The organism is Streptomyces sp. NPDC059534, from assembly GCF_042743475.1.
Taxonomy (GTDB): Bacteria; Actinomycetota; Actinomycetes; order Streptomycetales; family Streptomycetaceae; genus Streptomyces.
In genome coordinates, this window is the sequence record NZ_JBHWAQ010000041.1 from 19,964 (window position 1) to 32,058 (window position 12,095).

At 70.5% G+C, this 12,095-nt stretch carries 11 protein-coding genes and 3 pseudogenes; 7 read left to right on the forward strand and 7 right to left on the reverse strand.

The features are described from left to right. Positions 1-596: 596 nt before the first annotated feature. From ACFVZH_RS33530 to ACFVZH_RS33555, 6 genes are all read right to left on the reverse strand, one after another. A complete protein-coding gene (locus ACFVZH_RS33530; protein WP_384903367.1) occupies positions 597-1,271 on the reverse strand; it encodes a DUF4389 domain-containing protein in 675 nt (224 codons plus the stop codon). A gap of 5 nt (positions 1,272-1,276) precedes the next feature. Then, complete coding sequence (locus ACFVZH_RS33535) at positions 1,277-1,570, reverse strand: hypothetical protein (protein ID WP_384903369.1); 294 nt, start codon at positions 1,568-1,570, stop codon at positions 1,277-1,279. A gap of 42 nt (positions 1,571-1,612) precedes the next feature. Then, on the reverse strand, positions 1,613-2,524 hold the full coding sequence (locus tag ACFVZH_RS33540) for a potassium channel family protein (RefSeq protein WP_384903371.1): 912 nt from the start codon (positions 2,522-2,524) through the stop codon (positions 1,613-1,615). A gap of 116 nt (positions 2,525-2,640) precedes the next feature. Continuing rightward, positions 2,641-3,975, reverse strand: coding sequence for a nicotinate phosphoribosyltransferase (locus ACFVZH_RS33545; RefSeq protein WP_384903373.1), 1,335 nt, complete (start codon positions 3,973-3,975; stop codon positions 2,641-2,643). Between the two features lie 53 nt (positions 3,976-4,028). After that, positions 4,029-4,682, reverse strand: coding sequence for a CBS domain-containing protein (locus ACFVZH_RS33550; protein ID WP_384903375.1), 654 nt, complete (start codon positions 4,680-4,682; stop codon positions 4,029-4,031). Between the two features lie 454 nt (positions 4,683-5,136). Beyond that, positions 5,137-5,364 carry an MBL fold metallo-hydrolase gene (locus ACFVZH_RS33555; RefSeq protein WP_384903377.1) on the reverse strand — a complete coding sequence of 76 codons (228 nt, stop codon included), beginning with the start codon at positions 5,362-5,364 and terminating at the stop codon, positions 5,137-5,139. 24 nt (positions 5,365-5,388) lie between these two features. Between ACFVZH_RS33555 and ACFVZH_RS33560 the strand changes: the two are divergent. The 3 genes and pseudogenes from ACFVZH_RS33560 to ACFVZH_RS33570 form a co-directional block, all read left to right on the forward strand. Then, positions 5,389-5,922 (forward strand): annotated as a pseudogene (locus ACFVZH_RS33560) (zinc-binding dehydrogenase); the annotation flags it as partial. 17 nt (positions 5,923-5,939) lie between these two features. After that, positions 5,940-6,746 (forward strand): HAD family hydrolase, encoded by an 807-nt coding sequence (locus tag ACFVZH_RS33565; RefSeq protein ID WP_384903379.1) that lies wholly within the window; start codon positions 5,940-5,942, stop codon positions 6,744-6,746. Next, positions 6,743-9,133, forward strand: coding sequence for a glycoside hydrolase family 65 protein (locus ACFVZH_RS33570; RefSeq protein WP_384903381.1), 2,391 nt, complete (start codon positions 6,743-6,745; stop codon positions 9,131-9,133). Before ACFVZH_RS33565 ends, ACFVZH_RS33570 begins: the two co-directional genes overlap by 4 nt. A gap of 8 nt (positions 9,134-9,141) precedes the next feature. Here ACFVZH_RS33570 and ACFVZH_RS33575 read toward each other — a convergent pair. Beyond that, positions 9,142-9,351, reverse strand: a pseudogene (locus ACFVZH_RS33575) (nitroreductase); the annotation flags it as partial. 127 nt (positions 9,352-9,478) lie between these two features. Here ACFVZH_RS33575 and ACFVZH_RS33580 point away from each other — a divergent pair. The 4 genes and pseudogenes from ACFVZH_RS33580 to ACFVZH_RS33595 all read left to right on the forward strand — a co-directional run. Continuing rightward, positions 9,479-10,042 (forward strand): uridine kinase, encoded by a 564-nt coding sequence (locus ACFVZH_RS33580; protein WP_384903383.1) that lies wholly within the window; start codon positions 9,479-9,481, stop codon positions 10,040-10,042. A 476-nt stretch (positions 10,043-10,518) separates the two neighbouring features. Then, entirely contained in the window at positions 10,519-11,142 is a 624-nt protein-coding gene (locus ACFVZH_RS33585; RefSeq protein ID WP_384903385.1) for a DUF6000 family protein, read from the forward strand. 345 nt (positions 11,143-11,487) lie between these two features. Next, entirely contained in the window at positions 11,488-11,667 is a 180-nt protein-coding gene (locus ACFVZH_RS33590) for a hypothetical protein (RefSeq protein ID WP_384903386.1), read from the forward strand. A 57-nt stretch (positions 11,668-11,724) separates the two neighbouring features. After that, positions 11,725-11,997 (forward strand): annotated as a pseudogene (locus ACFVZH_RS33595) (DUF4158 domain-containing protein); the annotation flags it as partial. Between the last annotated feature and the right edge of the window lie 98 nt (positions 11,998-12,095).

The following is a 12,095-nucleotide window of genomic DNA, read 5'->3' on the forward strand; positions in this document are numbered from 1 at the left end:
TCGGCTCCCATCCGCAGGCCGTCGCGCCGGCTGTGTGGGAGCAGCCCGAGCACGTCCGTCGGTCCGGCACCATCCACGTCCCGCCGCGGACACCCCAGGGCCGCGCTCTGACGATCTGGGTGGACGACAATGGGGCCCCAGCCCGGCCCCCGGACAGTGCCGCGAACCGTGCCCTTACCTCCCTCTCGGGCGGCACGGCAGTGGCGGGTGTGGTGGGGGTGACGGGTGCCGCCGTGGTCTTCCTCGTACGGCGGCGGACCGAAGGTCACCGGCTCGCGGCCTGGGAACGCGAATGGGAGCAGGTGGAACCCGTATGGTCCGGGCGACTCCGCCGCGGCAGCGGTGCAGGGGACGACGATGACTGAGCATGCCGGCAGCCGTACAACCCCGCACCGGCCCTGCTGCTGTGGGCTGCGGCCGTTCTCGCCTTCGTCGCGGACCACGCATACGTAACAGCGATCACGGCCACCTTCGCCGGTATCGTCACCTGCCAGGTCGGTACCGCCTTCGCGGCCCGGACCGATCACGCGACGCTGCGCGACATCGGGGTGTTCTCGAATCCGCACGGACGAGCTGCGGCGCGCCAGGCGGCGCCGTCAGTTGCCGTACGGGGAGCGCTCGGTCGCGGCGGAGGTCTCCGTACCGCCCTGGTCGAGGCGGAAGGGCGGGTAGGCGTCCGTCATGAGGCTCGCGTAGGCGGCGACGCGCAGGACCCAGCGGTTCAGTCCGACGACCAGGACGAACAGGTCACGCGGATAGCGCTCGGTGAAGGCGAGGGCGAAGCCCGCGATGAGCGCGAGCAGGGTGATGAGGCCGCCGCTCCACCATCCTGCGTGCATGCCGCTGGTGAAGAAGGCGATCACGAGGTAGTGCGGGATTGCGAGCAGCCACCACTTGACCAGGACCATCGAGCGCGAGAGCCGCTCCGGGTAGGCGATGTCGAGCCGGGCCGGGTAGTCCGGCTCGGGGCCCAGGCTGAAGGGCGGGTAGCGGTCGGTGCCGAGGGCCCCGTACGAGTAGTACGAGACGCGCCAGGACCAGCGGAGCACACCGAGGTTGAAGTCGAAAAGACCTCGTGGGAAGCGCTCGGTGAAGAGGATGGCGAAGAACGCGATCACCGTCACCACGAAGAAGGCGACCCAGAGGAAGAACAGCACGATCCAGTGCGGGATCACCAGGATCCACTTGACCAGCCACAACCAGCGCGACAGTGGCTTGTCGAGTTCGGCAGTCACCGTCACGGAAGGGTGCGGGGCGTTCGGGGTGTCCATGGTCCTCACTTCCTCGTCAGGTCGTCGTCTTCGTACGTGAGCCGGTCGACGACCCCACGACACCGTCGACGCTGTTGCAGAGTTCTGAGGAGTACCGGCACGAGACTGCGGTGGCGGACCGTGCCGCTGGGGGTGACCTGGCCGTCTACGACGTCGACCGAGAGGGCGGACGGGCTCAGTCCCAGCGTGTGGGGGACCACGTCTTCGACGATCTCCTCCAGGATCGCCTTGAACGTCGTGTCCGGCACGACGCTGACCGCCGTGGGTGTCATCGGATCCGCGACGCTGCGGTGCCTCATCGCTCGTCACCTTCTCGCGCGTTCGACCGGCGGCCCCCACGTTCAGGATCGCCCGCTGCCGCCGTCCTGGGGAGGGCCGTCCGGCCCCTGGGGTTGCCCGTGGTCGGCGGCGTAGGCCGCGAAGACCCGCTCGGGTCCCTTGCCCGTGCGCAGGAATCTCTCGTCGAGCACGACGGCCAGGTCCTCGAGTGCCCTGCGGAGCACCGACGCGGAGAGCCTGACGTCCGGGTGGTGCGCCCCGTCGGCTTGGTCCGCGAGGCCGAGGGCGTACCGGAGCTGCCGGGGCAGGGACGTGTTCTCGTCCCCGTCGTGGAAGTAGTAGGACTCGGCGTACTGCAGGAAGTCCACCGTGATCGTGGAGAGGGCCGAGGCGAGTCCGTCCAGGAGAGCGGCGCCGCCGTCGGAGTCGAGGGCCTGGGCAGTGGCCCGGCTGCGGCGGACGTGCGACAGCCGCAGGGCCAGCGCTCTGCGGCGGGCCAGAGCCGGGTAGATGCCGAGGATCCAGGCGACGGTCGCCGACAGCAGGACGAAACCCACGAGTGCCTCCATGGGGGCGAGTACGCGCAGCCATCCGGAGGCCGGCGCGATGTCGCCCAGCCCGAGCGTGGCCAGGGTGACCAGCGAGATGTACAGGGCGTCGAGCGGGCCCGCGTGTTCGGACGGGACGAGCCCCGCCGCGTACGAGAACTCCTCCGGCATGTGGGGCCAGTAGATGAGCCCCCACCCCACGGCCACGGTGAGCGCCCACGCCGCGACGACCGTCACCATGCCGAGCGGGCCCGCGAGCCCGGCCGGCCGCCACCGCGCGCCGAGGCGGGCGGACAGCCACCACAGGGACACCATGACGAGCCTGCTCAGACCGCCGTGACGGGTCGGGTGCCAGAGTGTGTGGAACACGTCCCGGAGGATGAACAGCACCAGGACAGCGCCCGCAGGCGTCGCTAGCCACGTCATCCCGGCTCCTTTCCCACGAGCGGCGACGGCGTCCCGCCCTCCGGCTTCGATCTCAGCCCACTGGCGGCCCCCGCTCGCTCCTTCGGGTGCGCAGCCTCTGCGGCGTGTCCCTGGTGCTACCGCCCGGCTCGCGCCCGCGCCTCGATCCGGTGTCGCACGACGGTCGTCAGAGCCGACAGCCTGGTCGACACGACCGGCACGGGTGGCACGGGCCCCTCGATGCGGCGCGCCACCTCCGGCAGTGCGGCGAGGTCCGCCTCGAACCGGGCGCGGGCGGCGGCCAGGGTGTCGGGCGGTTCCGTGCGGAGTCCGCCGCCCATCACGGTCCGCAGCAGTGGCTCCGTGCCCTCGGGCGGATCCTCGTTCGCCAGGCCGATGACGTCGCGGAGGCCGGGGCCGCGGAACACCTGCTTCGGGCCCGGCGCGGTCACCTTCGCCGACGAGAGCTTCATGACGGGCCGGGCGTCGTACTCGACCAGCTTGTACGCCGCGTCCAGATACGGGGCGTCCGCGGCCGTGCCGACCTTCGTCCCCACGGCGAAGACGTCGATGGGTGCCCCGTCCCGTACGAGTGTGGCGACGGCGTACTCGTCGAGGCCGCCGCTCGCGATGATCTGCACGTCGCTCAGCCCCGCCGCGTCGAGTGCGGTACGGGCGCGTCGGGCCAGCGCGCCGAGGTCGCCACTGTCGAGGCGGATCCCGCACCCCGGGCCGAGCCTCAAGTCGCTCAGGACGCGAGCGGCCGTCGCGACCCCGCGGTCGGTGTCGTACGTGTCGACCAGGAAGGTCACGGGTCCCGGATGGGTTCGGGCGAAGGCACGGAAGGCGTCCTCCTCCGAGGCGAAGGTCTCGACGTAGGAGTGGGCCATGGTGCCGGATGCAGGAATGCCGTACCGGGTCGCGGCGGCGACGTTGCTGGTGCCTGCGAACCCGACGAGTGCGCAGAGTCGTGCCGCCTGCATGCCCGCCTCGGGTCCGTGGTTCCGGCGCAGGGAGAAGTCCACCAGGGGTCGCCCGGCGGCGGCGAGCGCACACCGCGCCGCTTTGGAGGCGACCGCCGTCTGGTGACAGACGAGGGACAGCAGGTACGTCTCCACGAGCTGGGCCTGCGGCAGGGGCGCGGTGACTTCCAGGAGCGGCTCACCTGCGAGGACCAGCCGTCCTTCGGGCACGGCGCGGACCTGGCCGTCGAACGACAGGCCGTGCAGCGGTTCCAGGTCCTCGACCGGCCGACGCAGCGCCTCGGCGAACTCCCGGACGTCGGAGCGGCCCACAAGGAAGTGGGAGAGGTAGTCAAGGGCCGGTTCGAGCCCCGCCGCGACGAGAAATCCGCGGCCAGGGGGGAGGTCGCGGACGAAGAGGCTGAAGGTGGCCGGGGCCCGCATGTCCTCCCGCAGGTACGAGAGCGCCATCGTGACCTCGTACAGGTCCGTGCTGGTCACCTGGGACATACTTCGAGCATGCGCGCTGGACCCGTGACCTGCACCGGAACGGCCGGACATGGCTATGTCCGGCCCAGGGTGGTGAGCTCGCACCGTACGTCCACCACGCCTTCGACAGCGCGGGCAAGGCGGGCCGCGAGCGGGATGAGCGCGCTGTCGCGGACCTCGCCGGCCAGCGTCACCACTCCGGCCTCGACACGGACGTCGACCCGGCGCTGAGAGAGCGGGAAAAGGTGCTCGACGACGTCGCGGCGCACTTCGGCGGCGAGATCCTCGTCCGGTCGGAGGAAGACCTTGAGGAGGTCGGACCGGCTCACGATCCCCTGGATCGTTCCGCCCAGGCCGACGACCGGCAGCCGCTTGACTTGGTGGGAGGCCATGAGGCGGGCGGCCTGGGGCAGGGACGCCTCGGGAGCGACGGTGACCGCGGGCGAGGTCATCAGGTCCTCGGCCCGGCGAGAACCGGCCTTGGCCGTGGCGTCGAGCCGTCGCATCTGTTCGACGAGACCGAGGCGGTGGTCGTGGAACTCCTCCTTGAGAAGCAGATCGGCCTCGGAGACCACCCCGACGACGCGGCCCTCGCCCTCGATGACCGGTACGGCCGTCACCTTCCACCGCTCCATGGCGGCGACGATCTCCTTGAACTCCGCGCCGGGCTGGACGGCGACGACCTTCCTGGTCATCACGTCGGCGACGGTGAACGGCTGAGGTGTCATCGCTCTTTCCTTACCTGAGGGATCGGCGTGCTGGCGCTGCCGCAACGGCTGCGGGTACCGGCGCGAGTTCGTTCGGCCGCATCCTCATGATGCTCATGGTGCGCCTCCAGCCCTCCCCCCCCACAGACTTCCGCGCGGCGGTCCTGCCCAGGTAGGGCCGGGCAGGTCATAGCCGGGGACCGAGGGGACCGGGTCAGCGGACCAGCACGGCCTCCCCGAGCGGGGCACGACGGCCGGCCAGCCCAGTTTCCGGGCTTAGCGGGCCCTCTCCACGTGCCAGGATCTCGGGCCGCAACTCGGCGAAGCCGCTCTACGACGTCCGAGTCGTCGTAGAGCGGCTTCGCCGGGGGGTGCTTGGGCCAGCCGTGTTCGTTGGCGTGCCAGGCGCCCTCCGTCTGGAGCCGTTCACTGTCGCGCAGCACGATCCTGGCGAGCCGGGCGGTGCGGGCGCTGGTCAGGATCGGCCCCCGGAATCCCTGCCGCACCAGTCGGGGCGCAGATAGCCGCAGTGGTCCAGATGGGCATGAGTCACGACCACGTCGTCCACGTCCGCGGCGGCGCGGGCGAACCGCTCCCAGTTGCGGTGCCGCAGCTTCGCGAAACCCTGGAAGAGACCGCAGTCGAGGAGGATCCGCGCATGGTCGCTCTCGACCAGGAACTTGCTGCAGGTGACCGTCCCCACCCCGCCCAGGAAGCTGAGCAGAGCCGGCCGCGGGTCTCCTGCGTCACGGCCTGCGGCAGGTGTAGCTTCTGCCGTGAGAGCCGCTACGGACAGTGCCGCGGCGGCGGTGGTCGGATCCTCGGCCTGAATGCCGTCGACGGCATTCAGGCCGAGTACGTCCGCGTACCCCCCTTCGCCGACTCGTCCGGCCACCCACTGCCCGACTCGATCGACAACTTCGACGCCGTCCTGTTCGCCGACACCTTCCCCACCTCCTGCGAGGGGGATGTCGTGAACGGCGCGGCGAGCCCCGCCGACACGGTGGTCGTCGTGGTCGGCGCAGGCCCCAGCGGCTTCGCCGCCGTCATCACGGCGCGCCTCTCCAGTCCCGGCCGTGTCGTCGCCGTCGACGACCTCGCCCAGTCCCGGCTGGCCGCCGCCCGTGCCCTCGGCGCGGACACGACCGTGGACGCCGGGGAAGGCCCCGAACAGCAGGTCGCGGATCCGATCGACGGCCTCGGCGTCGATGTCGTCACGGAGGCCGTCGGTGCCCCGGAGGCGTGCGAGACCCGCACTCGGCGGCGCCTAGGACGCCGATGACCAGATCCCAGCCCCGCCCGACACAGAGCGCTCCGGCGGACGACCGAAGCCCCCGATCACGCCCGCCGTGTGCACTTGTCCTGGACACGGACGGGGTGCTCCTCGACTCGGCCGGCCTCCACGCGGCGGCCTGGAAAACGGCGCTGGACGCCTGCCTGGAAGCCCTGGCGGGCGAGGAGCAGCCGTCCTTCGACGCCGACGCCGAATACCGCCGGTTCGTCGACGGAAGATCCCGCTACGACGGAGCGGCGGCCTTCCTCGCCGCCCGGGGCCTCGGACTCCCGGCGGGGACGCCCCGCGATCCGCCCGGCAACGCGACGATCTGGTCGGTCGCGGCCCACAAAGAACGGGCGTTCGTCGATCTGCTTCGCACGGAGGGCGTCACGGCCTTCGCCGACGTACTGCCCGCCCTCACGGCCCTGCGCACGGCGGGTGTGCCGTGCGCTGCCGTCTCCGCCTCCCGGCACGCCCGGACACTGATCCGTGCCGCCGGGCTCGCCGGTTCCCTCACGGTGATCGTGGACGGCGAGGACGCCGCCAGGCTGGGCCTCGCGGGCAAGCCGGATCCCGCGCTGTTCCTGCGGGCGGCCGATCTCCTGGACAGCCCTCCGCGGGAGACCGCGGTCGCCGAGGACGCACTCGCCGGAGTCGAGGCAGCGCGTCGCGGAGGCTTCGGCCTCGTCGTCGGAGTCGAGCGCACCTCGCTGCGGCGCAGCGCCGCCCTCCTGCGGGAGCAGGGTGCCGACCTGGTGGTTCCCGATCTGACGACGCTGGTCCGGAGCGTCTGGGGTGATCACGGATGACCGCCGGCTGGCAGTGGAAGTACGACCGGTACGACCCGGAACGCGAGTCGCTGGTCGAAGCACTCTGCACCCTGGGCAACGGCCGGTTCGCCACTCGGGGCTCCGCTCCCGAGTGCACCGCCGGGGGTCAGCACTACCCGGGCACCTACCTGGCCGGCTGCTATGACCGGCTCACGTCGACCGTCGCAGGGCAGCAGATCGAGAACGAGGATCTCGTCAACCTTCCGAACTGGACGCTTCTGCGCTACCGCTGCCTCCCGGACGACGGTCCGCCGGGCGATTGGCTCACTCCCGACGCCGGGGAACTGCGCCACTACGATGTGCACCTCGATCTGCGTGCGGGCGTTCTCACGCGACGTCTGCTCTTCCAAGACGCCCGCGGGCGGGGTCTGCGTGTCAGCCACCTCCGCGTCGTCCACATGGGAGAACCCGGACTGGCGGCCCAGTGCACCCTCTTCCGCGCCTACGGCTGGAGCGGTTCCATCGAGGTGCAGTCCGTCCTCGACGGCAACGTCACCAATGCCGGAGTCGAGCGCTACCGGCACCTGGACGGGCGCCATCTCAGCGACCACCGGACCGGATTCGAGCCCGACGGCGTCGCCTGGATCTCCAGCCGTACCGTCGACCCGGGCATCCGGATCGCCATGGCCGTGCGCACGGTCACCCGACCCGCTCGGCCCGCGCGGGAGGCAGCCACCCCGGCCGGCACCGTGCAGACGTACCGTCTGCCCGTCGTTCCCCGCCGCTCGGCGATGGTCGTGAAGACCCTGGCGCTGCACACATCCATGGACTGGCCCGCCGCCGACCCGCTCACAGCAGCCACTGACCTGATCGCTCGTACTCCGGCCTTTCCCCAGCTGCTCTCCGCCCACAAGGCTGCCTGGCAGCGCGTCTGGGAGCAGGGAGAGTTGCACGTGCCCGGTGAGGCGGGCCGCATCCTGCGGCTGCACGTGTTCCATCTGCTGCAGGCACTCTCCCCGCACACGGCGGAGCTCGACGTGGGCGTGCCTGCGCGGGGACTGCACGGTGAGGCGTACCGGGGGCACGTCTTCTGGGACGAGCTCTTCGTCCTGCCCTACCTCGACCTCCACTTCCCCGAGGTGGCCCGGGCGCGGCTCATGTACCGGCACCGTCGACTGCCGGCCGCCCGCGAAGCCGCCGGTCTCGCCGGTCATCAGGGGGCCATGTACCCGTGGCAGAGCGCGAGTTCGGGCCGGGAGGAGACCCAGGCCCTGCACCTCAACCCGCGCTCCGGGCGCTGGCTGCCCGACCATTCCCACCTCCAGCGCCATGTGGGCTCGGCCGTCGCCTACAACGTCTGGCGGTACGCGCAGTCCACCGGTGACCGCGGATTCCTCCACTCCGCCGGGGCGGAGATCCTCCTTGAGGTCGCCCGCTACTGGGCCGGTGCCGCCGTCTTCGACCCGGCCCTGCGGCGCTACCGGATCCGAGGGGTCGTGGGACCGGACGAATACCACGACGGCTATCCCGATGCGACGGTCCCGGGCATCGACGACAACGCCTACACCAACGCGACCGCCGCATGGGTTCTCGCTCGCGGCCTCGACCTGCTCGGCGAACTGCCCGCGGCCCGGCGCTCGGAACTATCGCAGCAACTGTCGCTTGACGACGGCGAACTCGCCCGCTGGGAGGACGTTTCCCGCCGCCTGTACCTGCCCTTCCACCAAGGCGTGGTCAGCCAGTTCGAGGGATACGGAGACCTGGCGGAACTCGACTGGGACCTCTATCGGGCCCGGTACGGAGACATTCGCAGACTCGACCGGATCCTGGAGGCCGAGGGCGACACGGCCAATCGCTACCAGGCGTCGAAGCAGGCCGACACCCTCATGCTCGGCTACCTCTTCCGGCCCGAGGAGCTGTACGGCCTGTTCGGCCGTCTCGGCTACGTGCTGGACGACGAGATATGGCGAGCGACTGTTTCGTACTACCTGCGGCGCACCAGCCACGGCTCGACGCTCAGCAGCCTCGTCCACGGATGGGTGCTGGCCCGACAGCAGGGTGCCGACGCCTGGCGGTACTGCGAGGAGGCCCTGCTCGCCGACGTGGCCGACGTCCAGGGAGGAACGACCGGAGAGGGTATTCATCTCGGGGCGATGGCGGGCACGATCGATCTGGTCCAGCGGGGGATCACCGGCCTGGAGACGGGACCGGAAGGGCTTCGAGTGGCTCCGGTGACACTCGCGGAGATCCCCCGGTTCACCTTCACCGTGTGCGTTGGCCGTCACAGGGGGGTGCGCCTGCGGATGCTTCCCGGGCGGCTGGCAGTTCGGGTTCCTGCCTCGCCCGAGGGCCCGCTCGCCGTCGAGCTCCCTGGCGGACGGCGGGTGACCGTCGCACCCGGACAGGAGCGCTGGTTCCGTCTGTGAGTGGCGGCTCAGCCGAAGGTGAGTACCTCGGAGACGGGCCGACGCGGCGTGGCCCGCCCATGGGAGCCGTAGCCCAGGCGGATCACCACGTGGACGAAGCCCGTCGTCGAAGCCGGATCTCTCACGACGGAGCGGAGTTCGGACCACTCCAGGGGCTGGGACATGAGGGAGGTCGACTGTCCGTCGAGGGTGGCCCGGAGGAGTACCCGGTGCAGCGCCGGCCGGCCTCCCGGCACCGTCATTGCCTCCCTCTTCCACTGACCCCCAAACACCCCCGACCCCATACAGCGGCCCGCACCAGAGTCCATGGGATTCCCCATCCCGCATCACGGAGCGAGGCATCCCATGGAGCCCCGGCACACGCCCCCGGTCCTGCTCATCGGCGGCGGCGCCGGCTCAGGCAAGACCGACCTGGCCCGCGCCCTCGCCGCTGAGGTCCCCGGCACGCACGTGGTTCATCTCGACCTCTGCTACCACACTGACCCGACCCTGGCACCGACCGTGCCGCGCTTCGACGGGGAAGGCCGCTTCGTCGACTTCAGCAACCCCGACGCCCTGGACACCGCCCGCATCAATGCCGCCATGGCAGCCGCAGACAACGCGCCGATGATCATCGTGGAAGGCATCTTCGCCTTCGCCCTGCCCGAACTGGAACACCACGCCACCTGGACCGTCTACGTCGACACACCCGCCGACATCCGCCTCACCCGCAAACTCCTCCGCAAGGCCGAAGAAGGACAAGACCTCCTCACCAGCCTCCGAGGCTACGACCGGACCCGCCAGGCACACCAGACACACGTCGCCCCCGCCCGAACCCGCGCCCAGCTCGTCGTCGACGGCACCTTCCCGCCCTCAACGGCTCTCCGCGCGGTCCGAGAACTCCTTGCCGTTCGCCCGTTCACGCCCTGACCCGCCGGTCGCCGAGACCTGTGGGTGCCAGACCCGCCGCCGGACTGTCTGCTCACCGGCACGCACGTGCAGGCGTGCAGGTACTACAGCCTGCTTCGGCGAGGGCGGGGCGCAGGCAGGTTCTCTGACCTCTGCCTACCTAAGCCCCGCCCGGGTTCGAAGGCCGCTGGCCGGCCGCTGGTGTCAGGGCTTCTTCACGACCGAAGGCGTGGAACGCGCTGGTTGACGCCGGCATCCGACGCGCCGTGATCCCCCGGGGATCGATACCCCGGGCCCGGTCGCGCAGCGTCCGCCCGCCCTTCCCGCCCAGGCCCCGGCACACCACGGCCTCTCCATCGCCGCGAGCGCACCGATCGTGTGCAGCCCGGACGCCTCCAGCCGCCCGGCCTGAGCCGGTTCTCTGAACTAGCGATCGCTACTCGGGCTCCTGGGGTAAACCGCTGGCAGCTGGGTCCTCGCCGGGCAAAGATGCAGCCATGCGCTATCCCAAGACCGACCCCGAGCTGATGGACCTGGTCCGACGATTCGTCACGCCTGACCGACGGTACATGCGGCTGGGCGGAAGCTCACTGCGGTTGAGCGGACCTGAGCGCGACCTGTTCGTGAGGGAACTGGTCCAGGCTGCCGCGGAGATCACTCCCACGGAACTCGGCATCCTTTTCGAGGGCGGGTGGCGCGAGCGCAGGACTGCCTCCTGGCTGGTTGCCGTGGCCGGGAGGACCGAGTTCCGGAGCCGCATCGGCGAACTGCTGCTGGCCAGCGGAGGCCGCTACCAAGGGTCTCTCTGCATCGCTCTTGCCACCTTCGGCACCAGCGCGGACGCCGATCTGCTCTGCAAATACCTTGATCGCTACCTGCCTGAACTCGACCTCCGCTGGGACCAGACCGCGGTATTCAGCACACTGCTTCACCTCGATGCCGTCCTTGGGACCGAGCGAGCAGCCCCGTACCTTGCGGCCGGTGGACTGTGGCAGCAGTGGACTGCTGCCACGCCGAACACGGTGTGGGATCCGCAGGAGTACCAGCAGGTCGTGGACCAGCTCTGTTCCTTTGCAGGCGAGTGCGCTGAACTCTTTGCCAGAACGGAAACCAGGCACTGAGTCTGCCGACCTGACCGCTGGACGCCGACTGCTTCGGACCCCTCGCTAGAGTCTGGGCGATGACAGGAAGCCAGGGCCGCCGGCCAAAGATCGACCAGGATGGTGGCATCGAGGACGTGACACTCCTCATCCTGGAATGGCTGGGTGAGCAGGGCGTGCACGCCATGATCAGAGTGGACGCCGAGAGGGTGGCCGACAACGCGCCGGCGTGGACGTTCGCTGCCAGTGGGGTCGGTGGCGGCGGAAGCCCGGCTACACCGGAGCGGCCGCCGACGGCATCCCCAGACCCCGCGCGTCCTGGGCGGCCCTCGAAGTCCCCCACCAGCTCTAGTCGTTAGACGTCCCATGCGCCTCTTCTTCTGCACCTTCGCCGCGGCCCTCGTGCTCGGGGGACTCGTCCTCAAGATCACCGGCAGCTCCGTGGCCGCAGCGGCCTGCGCCGCCTACGTCGTGGTCGTGATTCCGCTCGCCGTGCTCGTGGGTCGCGCGATCCGCGGCCGCTCCACCCCTCCTTCCTCTGACTGACTGATGGAGTCCTTCATGCAAGAGGGTGCCCGATGCGGCGGCGGGCGGATGTCGCTCCGGCGCTCGGCCCACCACCATCTCGGCTTCGCGCTCCAGATGTGCACGGTGCGCTACATCGGTCGGTTCCTTTCGGATGATCCGCTTGATGCCCCGTGGTCGGTGGTCGAGCACCTGGCCGCGCAGCTCGGTATCGAGGACCCGTCGGTGGTGAAGCGGTACACCGAGCGGCCGAAGACGTCGTACGAGCACGCGTGGGAGATCCGGGACGCCTACGAGTACCACGAGTCCGAGGACCCGGAGTGGTCGCGTCGGTTGCACCGCAACCTGAACCTGCCCGGCCGCTACAGCTTGACCGCCGGCCTTCCGGCCGCCGGCGCCCTGCGCCCTGCGCCCGGTGCGCGATCCGGACGCGCCCGAGCTGGACGAGG

Excerpts from the sequence above, each read along its gene's own strand:
- ACFVZH_RS33585 (WP_384903385.1), top strand. The coding sequence starts at position 10,519 with ATGCGCTATCCCAAGACCGACCCCGAGCTGATGGACCTGGTCCGACGA.
- ACFVZH_RS33540 (WP_384903371.1), bottom strand. The coding sequence starts at position 2,524 with ATGACGTGGCTAGCGACGCCTGCGGGCGCTGTCCTGGTGCTGTTCATC.
- ACFVZH_RS33550 (WP_384903375.1), bottom strand. The coding sequence starts at position 4,682 with ATGACACCTCAGCCGTTCACCGTCGCCGACGTGATGACCAGGAAGGTC.
- ACFVZH_RS33545 (WP_384903373.1), bottom strand. The coding sequence starts at position 3,975 with ATGTCCCAGGTGACCAGCACGGACCTGTACGAGGTCACGATGGCGCTC.
- ACFVZH_RS33590 (WP_384903386.1), top strand. The coding sequence starts at position 11,488 with ATGCGCCTCTTCTTCTGCACCTTCGCCGCGGCCCTCGTGCTCGGGGGA.
- ACFVZH_RS33535 (WP_384903369.1), bottom strand. The coding sequence starts at position 1,570 with ATGAGGCACCGCAGCGTCGCGGATCCGATGACACCCACGGCGGTCAGC.
- ACFVZH_RS33570 (WP_384903381.1), top strand. The coding sequence starts at position 6,743 with ATGACCGCCGGCTGGCAGTGGAAGTACGACCGGTACGACCCGGAACGC.
- ACFVZH_RS33580 (WP_384903383.1), top strand. The coding sequence starts at position 9,479 with ATGGAGCCCCGGCACACGCCCCCGGTCCTGCTCATCGGCGGCGGCGCC.
- ACFVZH_RS33565 (WP_384903379.1), top strand. The coding sequence starts at position 5,940 with ATGACCAGATCCCAGCCCCGCCCGACACAGAGCGCTCCGGCGGACGAC.
- ACFVZH_RS33530 (WP_384903367.1), bottom strand. The coding sequence starts at position 1,271 with ATGGACACCCCGAACGCCCCGCACCCTTCCGTGACGGTGACTGCCGAA.